Below are 20,667 nucleotides of genomic sequence, written 5' to 3' on the forward strand. Positions count from 1 at the left end.
CACCCGCGTCGCGAGGGTTCAGTAACCCAGCGGCTTCGGCCAGGCCATGGTGAACTGGTCGCCGCGGCGGACGTAGCGATAGCGGCGGAAATGGAACCAGAGCGAGGCGATGATGTAGAAGGCCATCATGGCCAGGAGCTGACGGCCATAGCCAAGATAGACGGCGAAGAAGGTGACGATGCAGAGCGACAGCAGCACCGCCGCCGGCAGGGGATGGAACGGGTGCTCGAACCCGCGCCGGATCGAGCCGATCGGCCACTTGTTGCGGAAGTTCCACATGTTGATCGGCATGAAGGTGTAGTTGAGCAGGCCCGACAGGATCGAGAAGGTGATGATCTGCGCCAGCGGCACCCAGAGCGCGAAGATCGCCGCGATCGGGATCAGGAAGACGATGGAGCGGTAGGGCGTGCGGTAGCGCGGATGCACGGCGCCGAACCATTGCGGCAGGTAGCGGTCGCGGCCCATCGAGAACCAGGCCCTGGCGGCATCGTTGATGCAGCCGTTGGCGGAGGCGATCGCCGAGAACAGCGTGCCGACGAAGAGCGCCACATGCAGGAACTTGCTGCCGGAGACGCGCGCCGTATCGAACAAGGGCGCCAAGGTCAGGTCCCAGCCCAGATACTCCCAAGGCAGCATGCCGACGGAGACGTACCAGGTGAGGCCAGCGGCGATCAGGAGCGTGATGATGCCTGTCATCGTGCCCAGCGGCAGCGCGCGGCCCGGCGAACGGACCTCCTCCGCCGCCTGGCAGGTGCCCTCGATGCCGAGATAGAACCAGATGCCGAAATGGAAGGCGGCGATCACGCCGAGCCAGCCATAGGGCAGGTCCGTCAGCAGATCCGCGTGATGCATGATTGCCCGCGGATTCCAGGGCTGCAGCCCGACGAAGAGGATGATGATGGTGAGGAAGGCCGCGGCGGTGATGACGAAATTCACCGTCAGCGTCATGAAGACGCCGCGATAATTGAGCCAAGCGAGAATCGCCAGGCAGAGGATGGTGAAGGGCTCCCAGTTCACGTTGCTGCCGAGCTCGCCGATGCCGATCTGGATCAGCTGCCCGGCCACCTGGATGTCGCCGGCCTCGAGCATGGTATAGGCCAGCACCAGATAGAGGCCGACATTGAAGGCCATCAGCGGCCCGATCGTGTGCTTGGCCTGGGCATATTGCCCGCCAGCGGCGGCCACGGTCGAGGTGATCTCGGAATCGATCATCGCGACGCAGGTATAGAGCAGCCCGATCACCCAGCAGGCGATCAGCGCGCCATAGGCGCCACCCTTGCCGACCGCGTAGTTCCAACCCATGAACTCGCCGACCAGCACGATGCCGACGCCGAGTGCCCAGACATGCGCCGGTCCCAGCACCTTGAGGAGCTGGATGCGCTGCGCCTGGGGCTTGCCCATCGTTTGCTCGGCCATGGCTCAGCTCCCCTTTCTCGCGTCGCCGAAGAGATCGTCGACGCCCTCGCGCGAGCTCAGCAGTTGCTCTTCGCTGTAACTGCGATCCGTCTTCACGAAATCGAGCAGCATCCAGCCGCACAGAGCCGCGGACAGGATCCAGGCGGCCCATTCCACGATTTGCCAGACGTCCATGATGGTTCCCCGCTTCCTTCGCTACTCGAACTTCTCGGCGATCACGTCCTTGTATTCGCGCTTGGACAGCACCAGCACGAACACGAAGTAGCCGAAGATCACGACGCCGGTGGCGACGATGCCGCCGACATCGAGCGTGTAGTCGAAGGGCTGGGTGACGATGTCGGCCGCGCCCTCGAGGCTGTAGCCCAGCGCCTGCCACTGCGCCTGCATCGTCTCGTTCTGCTTGATCGCTTCCCAGGTCAGGCCGGTCCAGGTCTGCGTGACGTTGCCGTCGGCGTCGGTCGCCTCCTGCATCTGCACGCCTTCGGGCAGGACGCGGACTCGCGATGGCACCGCGATCTTGGCCCAGACGGGCACGAACAGAACGGCGAACACCATCACCAGGAGGCAGAGGACGTCGAAGATCTGGCCGGCCTTCCCCTGCCGCGGCGGATTGTATTTCTGCGCCATGGATGTCTCTTCCGCTAGGACCCGGTGTCAGCGACCGGCGTCGAGATGCTTGATGTCGATCCCGTAGATGTGAGGCTTGTCGTGGCTGTAGTGCCGGACCATCGCGCCGATCGACGTGGTGTTGAAGACCAGCAGCACGAGCGCGGCGATCCAGGAAGCGATCCGGATGCCGTTGGACGGAATCAGCGAGTTGACCGAAAGCAGGACGAAGGCGACCGTGGCCCAGAGCGCCACGACGAAGCCCCAGGCGAAGATCTTGTCGCGCCCGAACATGCTCTCGATGCGCGCAGCCAAATTCGGAGCGGATTGCAGATCCTGGACGGATTGCGCCATGCGGTTTCCCCCTTCGAAGCGCCGGCCGCCCCATTCGGGGTCGTCCCGGGCTTTTGCTCGGCTCCTTCGGCGGAACTCGCCACCCTGCCCGTCCCCGATCGGGTCTGGACCCAGGGACCGGAAGGCGGAGGTTGCCGTCGGCGCCATTTGTTTTGGGAATCTTCTGTTCCCTATAGGAAACGTTGCGCCTCGATTCCCCCGGTTGTCCAAGCAGCATTTGGTTGAAAGGAGTCGCTCCTTCGGGGCCCTCCTCCCCCAAATTGGGGAGGAAGCGGGCTCGTCTGGACAAGGGCTGCCCAAACGGTTCCACTATCCGGCCGAGGGAAGAGAGACCCATGCCCGCGCCTCACTCCAACGGCGAACCCGCACCCGACAAGCGGACAACCAGCGCTCCGGCGAGGATCAAGGTGGATCCGGCCGTGCCGCCGCGCCCGGTTCCTCTGTCCGAGGCCGATCGCCTGTTCGAGGCGATCGCCAACTACACCTACGACTGGGAAAGCTGGCTGGGGCGCGACGGCCGGGCACTCTGGATCAACCCCGCGGTCGAGCGCATGACCGGCTACCGCGTCGAGGAATGCCTGGCGATGCGGGACTATCCCCTGCCGCTGGTGCATGAAGAGGATCGCGCGCTGATCGCGGAGGTGATCGATCGCGGCGAGCGCGGGCAGAGCGGCAACGACGTGGCCTTCCGCATCCGGCGCAAGGACGGGAAGGTCGTGTGGGCGGCCGTGAGCTGGCAGACGCTGTTCGATCGCAGCGGTCAGTCCCTGGGGTTCCGCACCAGCGTGCGCGACATCACGGAACGCAAGATGGCGGAAGACGCCCTGCGCGGCGCCCATGCGGAGGCGGAGCGCGCCAACCGCGCGAAATCGCGATTCCTGGCGGCGGCGAGCCACGATCTGCGCCAGCCCCTGCAGGCGGCGCATCTGTTCGTGGCGGCGCTGCGCCTGGGCTTGCGCGAGCCGGGCGATCTCAACCTGATGGATTCGGTCGAGGATGCGCTGAAATCGGCCAACGAGCTGCTGGATGCGCTGCTGGACGTGTCGCGGCTCGATGCCGGCGTGCTGGCGCCGCAGTTCCGAAAATTCGCTATCGCCGACCTGCTCGACCAGATCGAGACGGAGTTCTCGGAAGCCGCCCGGGAGAGGAAGCTCACCCTGCGCGTGATGCCTTCGAGCGCAACCATCCGCACCGATCCGATGCTGCTGGGCAGGATCCTGCGGAACCTGGTGTCGAACGCGCTGCGCTACACGGAGCGCGGCCGCGTGCTGGTCGGCTGCCGGCATGCCGGCGATCGGCTGGCGATCGAGGTGCTGGATACCGGCATCGGCATCGCCGCCGACAAGATCGGCCGCATCTTCGAGGAGTTCTATCAGATCGGGAATCCCGAGCGTGACCGTACCCGCGGGCTGGGGCTGGGGCTCGCGATCGTGGCCGGCGTGGCGAAGCTGCTCGATCATCCGATCGAGGTCCGCTCGACACCGGGCCGAGGGTCCGTCTTCCGCGTGCTGGTGCCCCTGACCGAGCCGCAATTCGAGCCGGCGCCGCCTTGCCCGTCCAGCCGTCCAGCCGCCACCGCGCATGTCAACGACGCGCTGCTGCTGGCGATCGACGACGATCCCAAGCAGCTCGAGGCGATGAAGGCGCTGTTCGGGCGCTGGGGCTATCGGACGCTGCTCGCGGAATCGGCGCCGGCCGCGCTGGCCAAGCTCGGCGCCGGCGAGACGCTGCCCCATGCCATCATCGCCGACTATCGCCTGCGCGACGGCTATACCGGCGCCGGCGCGATCGGCTATATCCGCAAGCGCCTGGGCCGCCAGATCCCGGGCCTGATCCTCACCGGCGATACCGAGCCCGCGCGGCTGGCCGAGGCCAGCGCTTCAGGCTTCGAGCTGCTGCACAAGCCGGTCGAGCCGAACCGGCTGCAGCAGGCGATCGAGCGGCTGCTGAGGACGCGCTGACCGGCCGCCGCCTCCGGATCAGGAGCCTTGAACGGGGCGCGCGGGCTGCAGGCCCAGCGTGGTCGCGACCATCGCCGCCTGGGTCCGGTTGGCGACGCTGAGCTTGTTCAGGATGACCTTGATGTGCGCCTTGACCGTACTCTCGAGCAGGCCCAGGTCGCGGGCGATCTCCTTGTTGGACTGGCCCGTCATCAGCAGGCCCAGAACGTCGCGCTGGCGATCGGTCAGGTGGGCCAGCGGATTGTCGGCCCCCTCCCGCGCGGCGAAGCCTTTGAGCGGGCGCTCCTGCAGCAGCTCCGCCGGCACATAGGTCTCGCCCGAGAGCACCAGCGACAGCGCATGCTTCAGCGCGGCGTCATTGATGGTCTTGATGACATAGCCGCGGGCACCGCGCTCCAGCGCCTCGCGGATCCGGTCGGCATCGTTGATGGCCGAAACGATCACGATCGCGGCGCCCGGCTGCAGATCGCGCAGCTGCTCGAGCCCGGCGAATCCCTCCGTGCCCGGCATCGCCAGATCGAGCAGGATGAGGTCGACCGGCACCCGCCCCACCACGGCGAGGGCGTCGGCGAGGTCGCTCGCTTCTTCGATCTCGGTTTCGGGATAGAGGCGCTGCAGCAGCAGGGAAAAGCCGCGCCGGAACAAGGTATGGTCGTCGACGATGAGGATTCGCATGATGATGGCCGTCCGGAAAGCGTCAATGCACCGGTCCGGCGAATTATTGCACCCGTTCAAGTCCGCAGCAATCCGACGGGATCGCCCGCGGTATCAAATTGGTAGGGTGCGGCCGATCGTGAATGCAGGTCGTCGCCGGGGGGAACGGGACGAGAAAGGTCAGCCTGCTTCCTCTATCGCGAAACCCTCGAGCAGCCCCGCATCGCCCGCGAGATCGAGCGCGGTGTAGCGGTTGCGGGTCTGGCGCGCGCGGATGAGCGCCGTGCGGTAGAGCGCCCCCGGCCAGCCCAGCTCGGAAGCCCTTCGCGGCGCGCCGGTGGCCTCGAGCGCGCGCTCCAGCAGCGCGACCGGCCGCATCACGGCGGCGAGCCGGGTCCGGAGGCGACCCCAATCCTGCGCCAGCCGGGCGGTGAGCAGCTCGGCCCGGGGCGCGTCGAGCGCCTTGCCCGCCCATTCCTTGCGGCAGGCCTCGCCGCGCCCGGCGCCGAAATGCCGCTTGAGATCGCCGGGTGCGATCGCCGTCGCCCGCAGAAGCGGCGGCGGGCCTTCGATCAGGCGCTGCTGCAACCGCGCGAGGCTCAGGGTGGTGACGCCGATCTGCTCGCCATGGAAGCTCTCCGGCAGGCGGCCGCCTTCCATCATCTCGACATAATGCGAGACGAGATGCTCGCCCTGGCTCGCCGGATAGCTGCCATCGCAGATCACCATGCCGAGGCCGGACAGCACGAGCGTACGCGCCAGCCGTGCCATCGCCGCCGCGTCGCCCGCCACGAGCGCGCCCGCCTCCTCGAGCAGGGCGCCTTCATCGGCCGCGAGCAGCGCGAAGGGCGCCAGGCGGTAGGGCGTGCCCAGGAGCAGATGCGAGAGCAGCCAGTCGAACTGCGCGGTGGGCCGGCAGAGCGAATCGCCGAGGCCGCTGCGGATCATGCGCGGGGGTGCCGCCGCGAGAATCCCGAGATCGAGAAACACGCCCGCGGGCACGCGCGCCGGCAGCGATTTCTTGAGGCCGCCGACGGTGATGGCGGCGTTGGCCGAGCAATAGCCGTTCATCGACGGCGCCGTGCCGAACACGGCATAGGGCTTGCCGTCGAGGAAGGCCGCGTATTTGCAGAGATCGTTGATGGTGCCGGAGCCGACCGCGATGAGCGCGTCCGCGCCGGCCGTCGCCTGGCGGACCCGCTCGACCGTGGCGTCGTCGGCATGCGGACGGTCGGGCAGCGCCACGCGCTCGACGGCAGCGATGCTCGCGAGCGCGCGTTCGACCCGCGTGCCCAGACGCTCCTGCGTGATCGGATCGCTGACGAGAGAAAGGCGCCGGCCGAGGCCCAGCGGCTTGACCAGCTCGGCCTCGCTGCCCGCGAGGCTGGGCGCGATGGCGATTTGCCGGATCGGGACGGAGACCGCCGTTCCGGTCTCGGGATCGCGCCAACGCCCCGCCAGAAGCTCGGCGATGATGGAATCGGCGCCCGTCATGGCGTGCCGTCGCCGTACATCGGCTTGAGCGACTGGAAGAGCTGGCGGTAGCGGCCATGCAGCTCGCCATAGAGGCGATGGCGCGCGGGATCGGGCTCGATGACGGGGCCGTCGGCGTTCATCAGCGCCGCGGCACCGGCGAGATCGGGCAGGATGCCGGCGGCCACGCCGCCCAGGATCGCGGCACCGACGGCGCTCGCATCGGCGAGCCGCGCGCGCTCCGCCGGCAGGCCCGTCGCATCGGCGCGGATCTGCGCCCAGAGATCGCTGCGCGCCCCGCCGCCCAGGAGCCGCAGCCGGTCGGCCGCGACGCCCATGGCCCGCAGGGCCATCACCACATCCTTGAGCCCGAAGGCGTTGCCCTCGAGCACCGCGCGGGCCAGATGGCCGGGCCCGTGGGCCGGTGTCAGGCCGTAGAAGCAGCCGCGCGCGCCGGCGATCCATTCGGGCGTCATGGCGCCGTTCAAGGCCGGCAGGAACAGCAGCCCCTCGGCACCGGCAGGCACCGCGGCCGCCAGGCGGTCGAAGCTCGCGAAGTCGGCGATGCCCAGGGTCGCGCGCAACCATTCGAGGGCGCCGCCCGAGACCCAGCCGGGGTTCTCGATATAGTGGAAGCGATCGCCGACATAGCGATGCGTCTCGGTCAGCGCCGAGGGATCGATGCGCGGTTCGCGATCGAGGGCACCCACCACCTCGGCGGTGCCCAGCACGTCGGCGACGATGCCGGGCTGCATCACGCCGCCGCCGAGCGGCGTCGAGAAATCGTCGCCGGTGCCCACCGCCACCGGAATGCCGGCGGGAAGCCCCGTCAACCGCGCGCCTTCGCCATGAAGCCTACCGGCCCGGTCCTCGCTGCGCCGCAGCGGCGGCAGCAGCTTCGGCTGCAGGTCGAAGGCCGCCATCAGCTCAGGGACCCAGCCGCCCTCGATCAGCCCGTAGACGAGCGAGGTCGAGGCCAGCCCGTGATCGATGGCGCGGACACCGGTGAGCCGCTCCACCATGTAGGTGACCGGCTGGTGGAACAGGGCGGCGCGCCGGCCCGCCTCGGTCTCGTCGATCAGCCAGCGCATCTTCGGCGCCATGTGGGTGCCGTCGAGATTGGCGCCCGTCAGCGTGCGAACGCGCCGCGTGCCCAGCCGGTGACGCACCCGGTTGAGCGAGGCATCGGCGCGCCGATCCATCCAGATCAGCGCGGGATGCGAAAAGTGACCCTTGGCATCGACCGGAATGCAGCCATCGAGCTGACCGGCGATGCCAAGGGCCGCGACGTCGCCGGGGCTGCACCCCACTGCAGCCAGCGCGTCGGCAATGGCGGGCCCGAGCGCGTTCTCCCAGGCCCGTGGATCCTGTTCGGCCCAGCCGGGCCGGGGAAAGTCAATCGCGTAGCTTCGCCGGCCGCTGCCTTTGAGCGCGAGGCGCTCGTCGAGCAGCACGGCCTTGAGGCTCTGGCTGCCGAGATCGATGCCGAGCAGAAGGCCCATGACAGGTCCGGATCGTCAGCTCCGAAAGTTTCGCCGCCGCAAACCTTCCGCCATCCCTCAGGCGGCGCAGGCTTCGAGGATGCGTTTCAGCTGGTTGGTCAAGAGCCCCTGGCGCGGATGGAAGCTGCCATCGAGCGCCGCGGTGCCGATGGTGAAGAGATCGGCGCCGGCGGCCGCGATGTCGCGGATGCGCTGGGGCGAGTTGATCGAGCCGGCCACGATGACGGGACGCTCGGTGGCGCCGCGCGCCGCGCGGATCAGGTCCAGGGGATCGGCCTCGGTCGCGCGATAGGCGAGCAGATCGACGCCGGCGCAGCCCTTCGCCACCGCGTTCTTCGTGTCGGCGGCGACGCGCTGAGGGCTGCCGCCGAGCTTGGTCGGATGGCCCACAGGGATTCCCGGGAAGGGGTAATAGCCGGTGCGGCTGCCCTTGAGCAGCGGCAGGATCAGGTCGATCTGCGTGCCGCCGAGCAGGCAATCGACCCCGAGCTCGGCCCCGATGCGCACCGAGCGCAGGCAGCTTTCCTCGCTGGTGCTGACCACCTCCATGTAGGTGGTCCTTCCGTCCTGCTTCAGCTTGCCATGCAGCCGCTTCAGCACCTCCGGCGCGACGCCCACATCCTTGAACCCCACATGCTTGAGCGGCAGCGCCCGGATCGTGTCATAGAGCTCGACACAGTCCTCGATGGTCTGGTCGTCGCGCGTCAGCATGAAAATGAAGTCCATGAAAACCCTCTTCCTTACGCCCCCGAGGCCGGCCGGCCATCCTCCCGGAAACGGCCCGCGACCGGACAAGCTCCGGGAGACTAGTCGCCCGCGGCTGTTTTCACAAACGAAAATATTTCAGGAGAGGATGATCGAAATCGAACATCGCCCGCGCCCGGCCGGCGCCGGCCGGATCAGCGGGCCAGAAGCAGCTTGATCTTGCTGCGCTTGATCAGGCCCTTCAGCGCGGCCGGCGGGGGCCGGTCGGTGACCAGGAACTGCGCCTCCTCGAGCCGGCCCAGCCGCGCCATGGCGTTGCGCCCGAACTTGCTGTGGTCGGCCGCCAGGATGGTCTGGCGGGCATGCTGCATCATGGCCTGCGAGACCCGGACCTCGCGCACGTCGAAATCGAGCAGCGTGCCCTCGGCATCGATGCCGCCCACGCCCACCACGCAGAAATCGGTCTTGAACTGGCCGACGAACTCCACCGTGGCCTCGCCCACCAGGCCGCGCTCGCGGCTGCTCATCACGCCGCCCGCCACCAGCACCTCGAAATCGGCGTTCTCGGCGAGGATGTTCGCCGCATGCAGGTTGTTGGTGATGACCTTGAGCGCGCGGTGATCGAGGAGGGCACGGGCCACCTGCTCCGTGGTGGTGCCGATGGTGAGGAAGATCGAGCTGCCGTCGGGGATCTGCTCGGCCACGACATGGGCGATGCGCTTCTTCTCGTCGAGCTGCATCACCTGGCGCGCCTGGTAGGCGGCGTTCTCGATGCCCGACGGCAGGCCGGCGCCGCCGTGATAGCGGCGCAGCAGCGACTTGGCGCAGAGCCGGTTGACGTCGCGCCGGACCGTCTGCGGGGTGACCGAGAAATGCTCCGCCAGGGCTTCGATCGAGACGAAACCGCGTTGATGCACGAGGGCGAGGATCTGCTCCTGGCGGTCGGCTTCGGTCATGGAAGAGGTTTTACCCGTGTTGCCTGGCGCTCACGATACAACGCGATGCGCGCGCGCCGGAAGCCGGGACAGAAACCGGTCAGCCGAGCAGGAAGCCCCGGCCGATCTCGTCGCCGGGCTCGAGGCTGAACCGCGCGGTTCCGCTGAAATGGGCCCGGCCGCCCACCTCGACCCGCACCGCCGGGAACGCGCCGGCTTGGGCCCGCCCCAGCGCCCGGCCGGTGAAAACGGCCCCGGTCAGGCTCTGAAAGCGGCGAAGCTCGCCCGGCCCCGCGGTCTTCCGCGCGGCCTGGAGGGCCATGCGGGCGGTGACGCCGCTGCCCGTCGGGCTGCGATCGACCTCGCGCTCGGCGAAGACGCAGACATTGAGCGAGGGCTTTTCGGCGCCGTCGCCGCCATCGGTGAAGATGGTGCCGTAGAGGAAGGCGAGGTCGGGGTCGTCGGGATGGCTGAGCGCGATCTGCTGCTTCACCGCCGCCGTGACGCGGGCCGCCGCATCGACGAGATCGCGCAAGGACGAACCCGGCAGCGAGAGCCCCACACGCTCGGCCGGCAACACCGCATAGAAGGCGCCGCCATAGCCGATATCGAGCGCGATCCTGCCCGATCCCGGCAGCTCCACGTGCGCATCGAGCGCGAAGGCGAAGGCGGGCACGCTCTCGAACCGCACCGCGCCGTCCGCCGCCACCCAGGCCCGCACCAGCCCGCAAGGGCATTGGATATTGACCGGCGTCTCGCCCGTGGCCGCGCGCTTGACGCGCCCGCTCTCGACCGCCCAGCGGCCGAGCGCGATCACCGCATGGCCGCACATGGTCGAGTAGCCTTCGTTATGCATAAAGAGCACGGCGAGGTCGGCCTCCGGCAGGTCGGGCTCGACCGGGATCACGCCATACATGTCGAAATGGCCGCGCGGCTCGAAGATCAGCATCTTGCGCAGATGATCCAGCCGCTCGCGCGCATAGCGCCGCTTGGCGAGGATCGTGTCGCCCGGGATCGGCGGATAGCCCTTGAGCACGAGGCGCACGGGCTCGCCGCCGGTATGCATCTCGACAGTCTCAATCGCCAGCGGATCAGCCATGGCAGGACTTCCGGAAAATCAGGTCGGAGTCTGGCGGAAGATCAGGTCCGGGCGGGACTGACGGTGACAAGACCGAGCGTGGCCAGCACCATGCGCGTGATCAGTTCCGTCGCGGTGCGGTAATCCTCGGGCCCGATGCTCGCCTTGCCCAGGAGCGCGGGAATCTGGGTGTCGAAATCGGCATAGTGCTGCGTCGAGGCCCAGATCACGAAGAAGAGGTGATGCGGCTCGACCGGCGCGATCTTGCCCTGGCGGATCCAGCCATCGATGACTTCGCAATGGCGCTGGAAGCGCTCGGAGATGCGTCCCTCGATGACCGACAGGAAATGCGGCGCGCCGTGCAGGATCTCGTTGGCGAAGATCTTCGAGGCGCGCGGCCGGCGGCGCGAGAACTCGATCTTGTCGGCGATATAGAGCCGGAACGCCTCGGCCGGATCGCTGTCGGCGGTGAAGAGATCCATCGTCTCCTGCCAGCCATCGACGATGGTGTCGAGCAGGCGGCGATAGAGCTGCTCCTTGGTGCCGAAATAGTAGTGCAGGTTGGCCTTGGGCAATCCGGCCCGTTCGGCGATCGCCGCCATCGAGGCCGCGGCATAGCCGGCCTCGGCGAAAACCTCTTCGGCGGCAGCCAGGATACGCGCTTCGTTGACCACCCGCTTGGCGCCCGGACGCCGGCCGGGCTGTGCCGTCTGGATGGTTGCGTCGTTGAGTTCCATGGACCTTACAATTGCCGTCAATCAGGTCGGGGCGGTCTTCAATGATTGCCCACTCAATCCACAAACCTAACCCTATTGTCAGAAGGGTTACAAGGGCCGGCGGAGCCAGGAGATTGATGGCACAGGAATCGTCATGCCCTTCATGACTTCGCTGAATAACACCGCCGCCGAGCGGCCAGCCGATTGACCTGGGACGTGTCGGCATTAGCATCGGGCACCGCCCCGCTTCGATCGACAAGCCGGTTTGTGCAAGGGCGGATCTCAAGGACGGTCCCGGGTCGGGCATCATGAACGAGGCTTGGCGGCGCTTCCGGCAGGACAAGCTCGCCCTGGCTGGGTTGGTCATCATTGCTGCCACAGTATTGCTGGCCACGCTGGCCCCCTGGATCGCGCCCTTCGATCCGGCGGAACAGTTCTTCGACGGGCTGACCCTCGAGGGCTCGCCGCTGCCGCCCAATGCCCATTTCTGGCTCGGCACCGATCTGCTCGGCCGGGACCTGCTGTCGCGCCTGATCTATGGCGCCCGGACCTCGCTCGTCATCGGCGTGGCGGCGAACGGCGTCGCGGTCGTCGTCGGCGCGCTGCTGGGCTCCGTCGCCGGCTTCGTCGGGGGCTGGCTCTCCTCCGCCATCATGCGCCTCACCGACCTGATGATGGCGTTTCCCGCCTTGCTGCTCGCGATCGCGCTCGCCGCCATCTTCGCGCCCTCGCTCTGGATCGTGGCGATGGTGATCGCGATGGTGAACTGGGTGCAGATCGCGCGCGTGGTCTATACCGAGACGCGGGCGCTGGCGCAGCGCGACTATATCGAGGCGACGCGCGCGCTGGGGGCCGGCCCTTTGCGCATCCTCTTCCGCCACATCCTGCCGCATCTGGTGCCGACCGTGCTGGTCTATGCCACGCTCGGCATCGCCACCACGGTGCTGCTCGAGGCGACCCTCTCCTTCCTGGGCGTGGGCGTGCGCCCGCCCACGCCGTCCTGGGGCGGCATCATCTTCGAGAGCCAGTCCTACTTCCTCTCGGCACCCTGGCTGGTGTTCTTCCCCGGCGCCGCGATCCTGCTGGTGGCGCTCGCCTTCAACCTGGTGGGCGACGCCTTGCGCGACGCGCTCGACCCGACCCAGCGGGGGCGCGGCTGATGTGGGGCTATCTCTCGCGCCGGCTGCTGGCGAGCCTCGCGATCCTGATCGGGATCACGATCGTCACCTTCGGCCTCACCTTCATCATCCCGGCCGATCCGGTGCGCATGATCGCCGGCCGCAACGCGAGCGCGCAGACGGTCGAGAACATCCGCCAGCAGCTCGGCCTCGACCGGCCCCTCCCCGAGCAATATGCGCGCTATCTGATGCGCCTGGCGCAAGGCGATCTCGGCCGCTCCTATGTGCAGAAGACGCAGGTGTCCGAGCTGGTGCTGAGCCGCCTGCCGGCGACCCTGCTGCTGATGGCCGGCGCCATCTTCTTCGAGCTCCTGATCGGCATCCCGGCCGGCATCCTGGCGGCGACCCGGCGCGGCAGCCCGCTCGACCGCTGGATCATGATGGCGAGCTTCGCCGGCGTCTCGGCGCCGCAGTTCGTGGTCGGGCTGCTGCTGCTCTACCTGTTCGCCAACCTCTTGGGCCTCTTCCCGATGGGGGGCTTCGGCACGCTGGGCCATCTGGTCCTGCCGGCCCTGACGCTGGGGATCGGCGGCGGCGGCTGGTATGCCCGCATGATGCGCTCCTCGATGGTGGATGTGCTGCGCCAGGATTATGTGCGCACCGCCAAGGCCAAGGGGCTGGGGCCGGCCAAGGTCGTGCTGGTCCATGCCCTGCGCAACGCCGTGCTGCCGATCGTCGCCATGGTCGGGCTCGATGTGGGCATCTTCATGAGCGGGGCCGTGGTGGTGGAATCGGTCTATGGCTGGCCCGGCATCGGCCAGCTCGCCTGGATGGGGATCCAGCGCATCGACATCCCGATCATCATGGGCGTCACGCTGGTGGCGGCGCTGGGCATCCTGATCGGAAATCTTGTCGCGGATTTGATCACGCCGCTGATTGACCCCCGGATCAGGTTACGCTGACAATGCCCGCGATTTCTGTGAGATGGAGTGAAGCCGGGGACCAGAATCGCCGCCACGACCGCCCAGGGCACCGTCAAGAGCGCCAGGGCTCCGAGGAACATCGCAAAGGGAGGAGAACGCAACTCATGAAACGGGTTCTTATCGCCGCGGCCGCAGCCCTGCTGCTGTCGGGCCTGCCGGCCGATGCCGCGCCCAAGCAGGGCGGCTCGATCGTCATCACCTACAAGGACGACATCTCCACGCTCGATCCGGCCGTCGGCTATGACTGGCAGAACTGGTCGATCATCAAGAGCATCTTCGACGGGCTGATGGATTACGAGCCCGGCACGACCAAGCTCGTCCCCGACCTGGCGGAGAGCTTCGACATCTCGCCCGACGGCCTGACCTACAGCTTCAAGCTGCGCGACGGCGTGAAATTCCATAACGGCCGCGCCATGACCGCCGCCGACGTCAAATATTCGATCGAGCGCGCCGTGACGCCCGCGACCCAGAGCCCCGGCGCCGGCTATTTCAGCAATATCGCGGGCTATGACGACGTCGCCGGCGGCAAGGCCACCACGCTTTCGGGCATCACCACGCCCGACGACAAGACCGTCGTCATCAAGCTCACCTCGCCCAACGCCGCCTTCCTCCATATCGTCGCGATGAACTTCTCCTATGTCGTGCCCAAGGAGGAGGTCGAGAAATACGGCGCCGATTTCGGTCACCATCCGGTCGGCACCGGCGCCTTCAAGTTCGTCGAATGGAATCCGGGCCAGAACCTGACGCTCGAGCGGTTCCAGGACTACAACAAGAAGGGCGTGCCCTATCTCGACAAGATCACTTTCGAGATCGGACAGGAGCCGACCGTCAACCTGCTGCGGCTGCAGAAGGGCGAGGTCGACATCCTCGGCGACGGCATCCCGCCGGCACAGTTCGTCCAGGTGACGAACGATCCCGCCAACAAGGATCTCGTCGTTCCCGGCGAGCAGCTCCATACCGGCTATGTCGCCTTGAACGTCAAGGTGAAGCCGCTCGACGATGTGCGCGTGCGCCAGGCCATCAACATGGCGATCAACAAGGAGCGCATCGTCCAGATCCTGAACGGCCGCGCCAAGGTTGCCAATCAGGTGCTGCCGCCGGCCATGCCGGGCTACGACCCCAACTACAAGGGCTATCCCTACGATCCGGCCCAGGCCAAGAAGCTCCTGGCCGAGGCCGGGCTCGCCGACGGCTTCTCGACCGAGCTCTACGTGATGAACACCGACCCGCAGCCGCGCATCGCCCAGGCGATCCAGCAGGATCTGGCCGCGGTCGGGATCAAGGCCGACATCAAGGCGATCGCCCAGGCCGAGGTGATCTCGGCCGGCGGCACCGAGGGCCAGGCGCCGATGGTCTGGTCGGGCGGTCTCGCCTGGATCGCCGATTTCCCGGATCCGTCGAACTTCTACAGCGTGATCCTGGGCTGCTCGGGCGCCATCGCCGGCGGCTGGAACTGGTCCTGGTACTGCAACCCCGAGCTCGACAAGCGGGCCAGTGCAGCGGACGCCATGACCGATCCCGCCAAGGCCGACGAGCGCAACAAGGCCTGGGCCTCGATCTATGCCGATGTGATGAAGGACGCGCCCTGGGTCCCGATCATGAACGAGACCCGCTACACCATGCACAGCCCGCATGTGGGCGGTGATCCGCAGCTCTTCGTCGAGCCCATCCACATCCCGGTCAATTACGACTACATCTTCTCGACGGATGCGCAGTAGATTCAGCGCGCAGTAGGCTTGAAACGGGGCGGGCGGCGCGCCGACGAGGGCCGCCGCCCGCCTTCCGTTTCCAGCCTGATCCATCATAACCGCCGCGACCCATCCCGAACGGCGGATCACGAGGGAGGCATCGTCATGACGCTCGGCTGCAACCACACCATCCACAAGTCCCACCATCATTTCGGCTGGGACAACAGGAATACCCCGCGCCTCATGATCGCCTCGGGCGACACGGTCGAGTTCAAGACGATCGATTCCTCGGGCGCCCAGCTCTCGCCGAGCTCCACCATCGCCGATGTCGCCAAGCTCGATTTCGGCAAGGTGAACCCGGTCTCGGGGCCGATCTACATCGCCGATGCCGAGCCCGGCGATGCGGTCAAGGTGACGATCCTGGGCTACAGCGCCTCGGGCTGGGGCTGGACCGCGAACATCCCGGGCTTCGGTCTCCTGGCCGACCAGTTCAAGGAGCCGGCGCTCCATATCTGGAAATACGAGAAGAGCCTCGGCAGCCCCGCCGCCTTCAGCGCCGGCGGCCGCGTGCCCTTGCGGCCCTTCTGCGGCACGATCGGCCTCGCTCCCGCCGAGGCCGGCCATCACAGCGTGGTGCCGCCGCGCCGCGTCGGCGGCAACATGGATATCCGCGACATGGCGGAGGGCACGGAGCTCTGGCTGCCGGTGGAGGTGGCGGGCGGCCTGTTCTCGGTCGGCGACACCCATGCCGCCCAGGGCGACGGCGAGATCTGCGGCACCGCGATCGAGAGCCAGATGGATATCGGCCTCAAGTTCGAGCTGGTGAAGGACGCGAATCTCGCCTACCCGCGCTATTTCATCCCGAACCGCGGCGCCGATCCGCGCGCCAGGAACGGCTGGGACGCCACCACCGGCATCGGGCCCGACCTCTTCGCCGGCGCCCGCGATGCGGTCAAGGGCATGATCGACCTGCTCTGCCGGCGCCACAATCTTTCGGCGGTCGAGGCCTATATGCTCTGCAGCGTCGCGGGCGACCTCAGGATCAGCGAGATCGTCGATCAACCGAACTGGGTGGTCTCCTTCGCCTTCCCGCGCGCCGTCTTCGAATGAACGAAGCGGCGCCGCCGCTGCTGTCGGTCGAAGGCCTCACCATCGCCTTCCGCAGCGAGGCGGGTCCGGCGCGCGTCGTCGACGGGATCTCGCTGTCGATCGGCGCGGGCGAGGCGGTGGGACTCGTGGGCGAATCCGGATGCGGCAAGAGCGTCACCGCCATGTCGGTGATGCGCCTCCTCCCGACGCCGCCGGCCGTGATCGAGGCCGGCCATGTCCGCTTCGAGGGACAGGATCTGCTGGCGCTGCCGGAAGCGCGGATGCGGGCGCTGCGCGGCGACCGGATCGGCATGATCTTCCAGGAGCCGATGACGAGCCTCAACCCGACCTTCACCGTCGGCTACCAGATCGCCGAGGTGCTGACGCAGCATCGCGGCCTGGACCGGGCCGCGGCGCTGGCCGAGGCGGCGCGGCTCCTGACCCAGGTCGGGGTCGGCGCCGCCGAGCGGCGCCTGGCGCAATATCCCCACCAGCTCTCGGGGGGCCTGCGCCAGCGCGTGATGATCGCGATGGCGATCGCCTGCGGGCCCAAGCTCCTCATCGCCGACGAGCCGACGACCGCGCTCGACGTCACCATCCAGGCGCAGATCCTCGATCTGCTGCGCCACCTGCGGGAAAAATCGAGCATGGCGCTGCTGCTGATCACGCACGACCTGGGCGTGGTCTCGGAGCTCTGCGACCGCGTCATCGTCATGTATGCGGGCCGGATCGTGGAGGAGGCGCCCGCGCGCGCCCTTTTCGCGCACGCGCGCCATCCCTATACGGCCGGTCTCCTCGCCTCGCGCCCGAAGCTGGGCGAGACCGCGGCGCGGCTGCCGACCATTCCCGGCAGCGTGCCGCCGCCGCACAAGCGCGGGCTCGGCTGCAGCTTCGCCGATCGCTGTGCCCGCGCGCAAAGCCGCTGCCGGGCCGAGACCCCGGCCCTCGCGGCGATGGCAAGCCGGCATCGCGCCGCCTGCTTCAATCCCGTGCCCGGCTCCCCATGACGAGCGCGGCCGCTCCCCTCGCCCGCCTGCAAGGCCTGGCGCCGCTGCTCGAGCTCGACGGCGTGGTGAAACATTTCAGGGCGCGCGACGGCAAGGGCTCGGTGCGCGCGGTGGACGGCGTCTCGCTGTCGCTCCAGCCGGGCGAGACGCTCGGCATCGTCGGGGAATCGGGCTCCGGCAAATCGACGCTGGGCCGGCTCATGCTGCACCTCCACGAGCCCGATGCGGGGCGGGTGCTGTTCCAGGGCGAGGACCTGACGACGCTGGCCCCGCGCGCCTTGCGCGCGCGCCGGCGCGAGATGCAGCTCATCTTCCAGGATCCCTATGCCTCGCTCGATCCGCGCTTCACGGTCGGCGCCAGCATCGCCGAGCCCCTCGTCATCCACCGGATCGGCGACAGCGCCTCGCGGCGGCGCAAGGTCGAGGAGCTCCTGACCCTGGTCGGGCTCGAGCCCGATGCCGCGCGGCGCTATCCGCACGAGTTCTCGGGCGGCCAGCGCCAGCGCATCGGCATCGCGCGCGCGATCGCGCTCGAGCCCAAGCTCGTGGTCGCCGACGAGCCGGTCTCGGCCCTCGATGTCTCGATCCAGTCGCAGGTGCTGAACCTGCTGGCCGAGCTTAAAGCCAGGCTCAGGCTCGCCTATGTCTTCATCTCGCACGATCTGGCGGTGGTGGAGCATATCTCCGACCGCGTCGCCGTCATGTATCTGGGCCGCGTGGTCGAGCTGGCCGAGCGTCGCCGCCTCTATCGCGAGCCCGCCCATCCCTATACCGAGGCGCTGATCTCGGCGATCCCCGAGCCCGATGCCGACCGGCGCCGCCAGCGGATCATTCTCACCGGCGACGTGCCCAACCCCGAAGCGCCGCCGCCCGGCTGCCCTTTCCATCCACGCTGCCCCAAGGTCTTCGACCGCTGCCGGGTCGAGCGCCCCGCCACCACCAATGTCGGGCCGCCCGGAGATCCGCATCTGGTGGATTGCCACCTCCATGGGCCGCGCGCGTGACCTCGCCCTCTGGCTCCTGTTGCTGGGCGCCGTCGCGCCCGGCGAAGCGCGGGCGGGCGAGCCCGTCGATCTCGAACTGGTGCTGGCCGGCGACGCGTCGGGCTCGATCGATTCCGGCGAGCTCCGGCTGCAGCGCCAGGGCTATGCCGACGCGATCGCCGATCCGCGCGTGATCGCGGCCATCGGCCAGGGCGAGATCGGCGCCATCGCCGTCGCCTATATCGAGTGGGCCGGCAGCTTCTCGACCGACCTGGTGGTGGATTGGCGCGTCATCCGCGACGCGGCCTCGGCGCAGGCCTTCGCCCAGGCCCTGCTGACGGCGCCGCGGCGCGCGCAAGGCTTCAACTCGATCGGCGCCGGCCTGGTGCTGGCGACGAAGATCATCGCGAGCAACGGCTATGACGGCACGCGCCGCGTCATCGACGTCTCGGGCGACGGGCCCGATATCGGCGTGCCGAAATCGGACCAGGCCCGCGACGAAGCCGTGGCCGCGGGCCTCACCATCAACGCGCTCGCCATCCATTCGAACGACGACAGCGCCTTCACCAACGGCATTCCGCTCGCGACGCACTATGCGGATCACGTGATCGGCGGGCCCGGCGCCTTCGTCACGGTGGCGGACGGCCTCGCCAGCTTCCGCGAGACCCTGCTCGCCAAGCTGGTACGGGAGATCTCGGGCCTCGGGCCCCCGGGCTCGCGCCTCGCCAACCGGCCGCGATCCGCGGCACCGCCCGGCTGAGAGCGCCGCGCTGCCCTGTCGGGCAGCAGTCTGCCTGCCAAGGATGCAATCCTGCTCCGATGCCCGCGGCCTCGCGGGCCTGCGCCACCGTTTTCTGTCAAGTTCGCGCCACGGCCGGTCAAGTCCCGGGTTGCCGCCGGCGCCAATCATGGGCATCGTCGGTGGGAATGGCGTCCCGGCAAGGCGGGCGGACCCGGCCGGGAGCGATTTTCTATATCGCAAATGGCGGGTCGTTTTATCTTCGATTGTGAAAATGGCGGGCGGAGGTTAGCTTTCCTCCCGGACCCGCCAGTTCTAGAGTCGCAACCGGGCAGCGCAATCCCGGCGCCTTAGAGAATTCGGCTGGAATTCCAAGAGACGAGGCAAACAAGGCCGGACCAGCAAGGCGCCGGCTCTCAGGGAGGAACGAAAGCATGACGATGCGGTATTCGCGCCGACAGATGCTGAAGACGGCCGGCGCCGGGGCCTTGGCCCTGACGGCGGGCTCGGCCCTCGGCCGCCAAGCCTGGGCGGCGCGCGAGAGCGAGCTGAACATCCTGTGCTGGGAGGGCTACAACTCGGCCCAGGTGCTCGACCCGTTCCGGCAATCCAAGAGCGCCACGGTGAAGGCGGAGTCCCTCACCAACGATCCCACCATGATCAACCGCCTGCGCGCCGGCGAGACGAACGTGTGGGACCTGATCAACGTGAACAATCCCTGGGCGCGCAAGATCATGTATCCCGAGAAGCTGATCAAGCCGCTCGACCGCGCGCATTTCGAGCCCTATTTCGCGAAGATGCTGCCGGAGTTCAAGCCGCCCTATCGCTGGGCGATGAGCGACGACGGCAAGGAGCTGCTCGGCATGTGCCAGCGTTTCGGCCCCTACAGCTTCGTCGTCAACACCGACAAGGTCAGCCGCGCCACGGCCGAGGATCAGGGCTGGGATCTGTGGAACGACGCTTCCAATGCCGGCAAGTACGGCGTGCTCGAATCCGATGACTGGAACGTCTTCAACATCTGCCTGATCTCGGGCTTCGATCCCTTCCGTCCGCACACGGACGACGAGGTGACGAAGTTCACCGACACGGCCAAGCGCGTGTTCAAGGGCGCCAAGGTGGTGGGCGACATCGCCACCATGAACCAGGCGCTGATCTCGGGCGAGATCAACTTCCACATGACCGGCGGCACCTATTCGGCCTCGCCGGCACGCGCGGACGGCAACGCCAATATCCGCGGCGTCACGCCCAAGAAGGGCCCGATGCCCGGCGGCAAGGGCGGGGTGAGCTGGATCGAGGTGACCTCGACCGTCAACAACCCGCAGCTCTCGCCGCTGGCGACGCAGTTCCTCGAATATGTGCAGGACCCCAAGGTGGCGCATACCGTCGCCTTCGCCGAGGGCACCTTCAATCCGGTGGCGCAGATGGCCAATCCGGACTGCTTCAAGCTCTTCACCAAGGAGGAGCTCGACGCCATCCAGTGGGATTCGCTGGAGGAGGAGATGGCGGCCTCGATCGAGTACGACATCGTGCCCGATTACGATAAGCTGCTGGACATCATGACGGCAGCGAAGCGCGAAGCTTCGGGCGGCTGAACGGTCTTTGCGGGAGAAGGGACGCCGGCGGCAGAAGCCGGCGTCCCGGATGCCCGCGGAACGGATCC

20 protein-coding genes are annotated in these 20,667 nt (G+C 68.0%); 9 read left to right on the plus strand and 11 right to left on the minus strand.

All coding sequences use genetic code 11. From position 1 onward, the window contains the following. Positions 1 to 18: 18 nt before the first annotated feature. From FRZ61_RS23970 to FRZ61_RS23980, 4 genes are read right to left on the minus strand one after another with little or no spacing between them, the layout of a single operon-like run. A complete protein-coding gene (locus FRZ61_RS23970; protein ID WP_151120131.1) occupies positions 19 to 1,416 on the minus strand; it encodes an APC family permease in 1,398 nt (465 codons plus the stop codon). Positions 1,417 to 1,419: 3 nt separating this feature from the next. Beyond that, on the minus strand, positions 1,420 to 1,590 hold the full coding sequence (locus FRZ61_RS26500; protein ID WP_191909189.1) for a hypothetical protein: 171 nt from the start codon (positions 1,588 to 1,590) through the stop codon (positions 1,420 to 1,422). A gap of 21 nt (positions 1,591 to 1,611) precedes the next feature. Beyond that, positions 1,612 to 2,043: a hypothetical protein gene (locus FRZ61_RS23975; protein WP_151120132.1), complete on the minus strand. Its 432-nt coding sequence runs from the start codon at positions 2,041 to 2,043 to the stop codon at positions 1,612 to 1,614. A 27-nt stretch (positions 2,044 to 2,070) separates the two neighbouring features. Continuing rightward, complete coding sequence (locus FRZ61_RS23980; protein ID WP_225308981.1) at positions 2,071 to 2,376, minus strand: hypothetical protein; 306 nt, start codon at positions 2,374 to 2,376, stop codon at positions 2,071 to 2,073. Between the two features lie 335 nt (positions 2,377 to 2,711). Here FRZ61_RS23980 and FRZ61_RS23985 point away from each other — a divergent pair, with 335 nt between their 5' ends. Further along, a complete protein-coding gene (locus FRZ61_RS23985; RefSeq protein WP_151120133.1) occupies positions 2,712 to 4,337 on the plus strand; it encodes a hybrid sensor histidine kinase/response regulator in 1,626 nt (541 codons plus the stop codon). An 18-nt stretch (positions 4,338 to 4,355) separates the two neighbouring features. On the opposite strand, the gene FRZ61_RS23990 is transcribed toward FRZ61_RS23985, so the two are convergent. The 7 genes from FRZ61_RS23990 to FRZ61_RS24020 form a co-directional block, all read right to left on the minus strand. Then, a complete protein-coding gene (locus tag FRZ61_RS23990) occupies positions 4,356 to 5,012 on the minus strand; it encodes a response regulator (RefSeq protein ID WP_151120134.1) in 657 nt (218 codons plus the stop codon). Positions 5,013 to 5,171: 159 nt separating this feature from the next. After that, on the minus strand, positions 5,172 to 6,485 hold the full coding sequence (locus FRZ61_RS23995) for an iron-containing alcohol dehydrogenase (RefSeq protein WP_151120135.1): 1,314 nt from the start codon (positions 6,483 to 6,485) through the stop codon (positions 5,172 to 5,174). Beyond that, entirely contained in the window at positions 6,482 to 7,966 is a 1,485-nt protein-coding gene (locus FRZ61_RS24000; RefSeq protein ID WP_151120136.1) for a xylulokinase, read from the minus strand. The genes FRZ61_RS23995 and FRZ61_RS24000 overlap by 4 nt, the downstream gene beginning before the upstream one ends. Positions 7,967 to 8,023: 57 nt before the next feature. Beyond that, positions 8,024 to 8,692 carry a HisA/HisF-related TIM barrel protein gene (locus FRZ61_RS24005; protein WP_151120137.1) on the minus strand — a complete coding sequence of 223 codons (669 nt, stop codon included), beginning with the start codon at positions 8,690 to 8,692 and terminating at the stop codon, positions 8,024 to 8,026. 173 nt (positions 8,693 to 8,865) lie between these two features. Continuing rightward, positions 8,866 to 9,627 (minus strand): DeoR/GlpR family DNA-binding transcription regulator, encoded by a 762-nt coding sequence (locus FRZ61_RS24010; protein ID WP_151120138.1) that lies wholly within the window; start codon positions 9,625 to 9,627, stop codon positions 8,866 to 8,868. 79 nt (positions 9,628 to 9,706) lie between these two features. Next, positions 9,707 to 10,705 carry a proline racemase family protein gene (locus FRZ61_RS24015; protein ID WP_225308982.1) on the minus strand — a complete coding sequence of 333 codons (999 nt, stop codon included), beginning with the start codon at positions 10,703 to 10,705 and terminating at the stop codon, positions 9,707 to 9,709. Between the two features lie 41 nt (positions 10,706 to 10,746). Then, positions 10,747 to 11,421, minus strand: a complete 675-nt coding sequence (locus FRZ61_RS24020; RefSeq protein ID WP_151120139.1) for a TetR family transcriptional regulator C-terminal domain-containing protein — start codon at positions 11,419 to 11,421, stop codon at positions 10,747 to 10,749. A gap of 287 nt (positions 11,422 to 11,708) precedes the next feature. On the opposite strand from FRZ61_RS24020, the gene FRZ61_RS24025 reads away from it, so the two are divergent. The 8 genes from FRZ61_RS24025 (at position 11,709) to FRZ61_RS24060 (ending at position 20,599) form a co-directional block, all read left to right on the plus strand. Then, on the plus strand, positions 11,709 to 12,560 hold the full coding sequence (locus FRZ61_RS24025; RefSeq protein ID WP_151120140.1) for an ABC transporter permease: 852 nt from the start codon (positions 11,709 to 11,711) through the stop codon (positions 12,558 to 12,560). Further along, positions 12,560 to 13,480 carry an ABC transporter permease gene (locus FRZ61_RS24030; RefSeq protein ID WP_151120141.1) on the plus strand — a complete coding sequence of 307 codons (921 nt, stop codon included), beginning with the start codon at positions 12,560 to 12,562 and terminating at the stop codon, positions 13,478 to 13,480. Before FRZ61_RS24025 ends, FRZ61_RS24030 begins: the two co-directional genes overlap by 1 nt. A gap of 125 nt (positions 13,481 to 13,605) precedes the next feature. Beyond that, positions 13,606 to 15,219 (plus strand): ABC transporter substrate-binding protein, encoded by a 1,614-nt coding sequence (locus FRZ61_RS24035; RefSeq protein WP_151120142.1) that lies wholly within the window; start codon positions 13,606 to 13,608, stop codon positions 15,217 to 15,219. A gap of 135 nt (positions 15,220 to 15,354) precedes the next feature. Further along, positions 15,355 to 16,299 carry an acetamidase/formamidase family protein gene (locus tag FRZ61_RS24040; protein ID WP_151120143.1) on the plus strand — a complete coding sequence of 315 codons (945 nt, stop codon included), beginning with the start codon at positions 15,355 to 15,357 and terminating at the stop codon, positions 16,297 to 16,299. Further along, complete coding sequence (locus FRZ61_RS24045; RefSeq protein WP_151120145.1) at positions 16,296 to 17,285, plus strand: ABC transporter ATP-binding protein; 990 nt, start codon at positions 16,296 to 16,298, stop codon at positions 17,283 to 17,285. Before FRZ61_RS24040 ends, FRZ61_RS24045 begins: the two co-directional genes overlap by 4 nt. Beyond that, positions 17,282 to 18,289 carry an ABC transporter ATP-binding protein gene (locus FRZ61_RS24050; protein ID WP_151120147.1) on the plus strand — a complete coding sequence of 336 codons (1,008 nt, stop codon included), beginning with the start codon at positions 17,282 to 17,284 and terminating at the stop codon, positions 18,287 to 18,289. Before FRZ61_RS24045 ends, FRZ61_RS24050 begins: the two co-directional genes overlap by 4 nt. Next, positions 18,273 to 19,028, plus strand: coding sequence for a DUF1194 domain-containing protein (locus tag FRZ61_RS24055; RefSeq protein ID WP_151120148.1), 756 nt, complete (start codon positions 18,273 to 18,275; stop codon positions 19,026 to 19,028). The genes FRZ61_RS24050 and FRZ61_RS24055 overlap by 17 nt, the downstream gene beginning before the upstream one ends. A gap of 413 nt (positions 19,029 to 19,441) precedes the next feature. Further along, complete coding sequence (locus FRZ61_RS24060) at positions 19,442 to 20,599, plus strand: ABC transporter substrate-binding protein (protein WP_151120150.1); 1,158 nt, start codon at positions 19,442 to 19,444, stop codon at positions 20,597 to 20,599. The last annotated feature ends 68 nt before the right edge of the window (positions 20,600 to 20,667 follow it).

This window comes from Hypericibacter adhaerens (assembly GCF_008728835.1).
GTDB lineage: Bacteria > Pseudomonadota > Alphaproteobacteria > Dongiales > Dongiaceae > Hypericibacter > Hypericibacter adhaerens.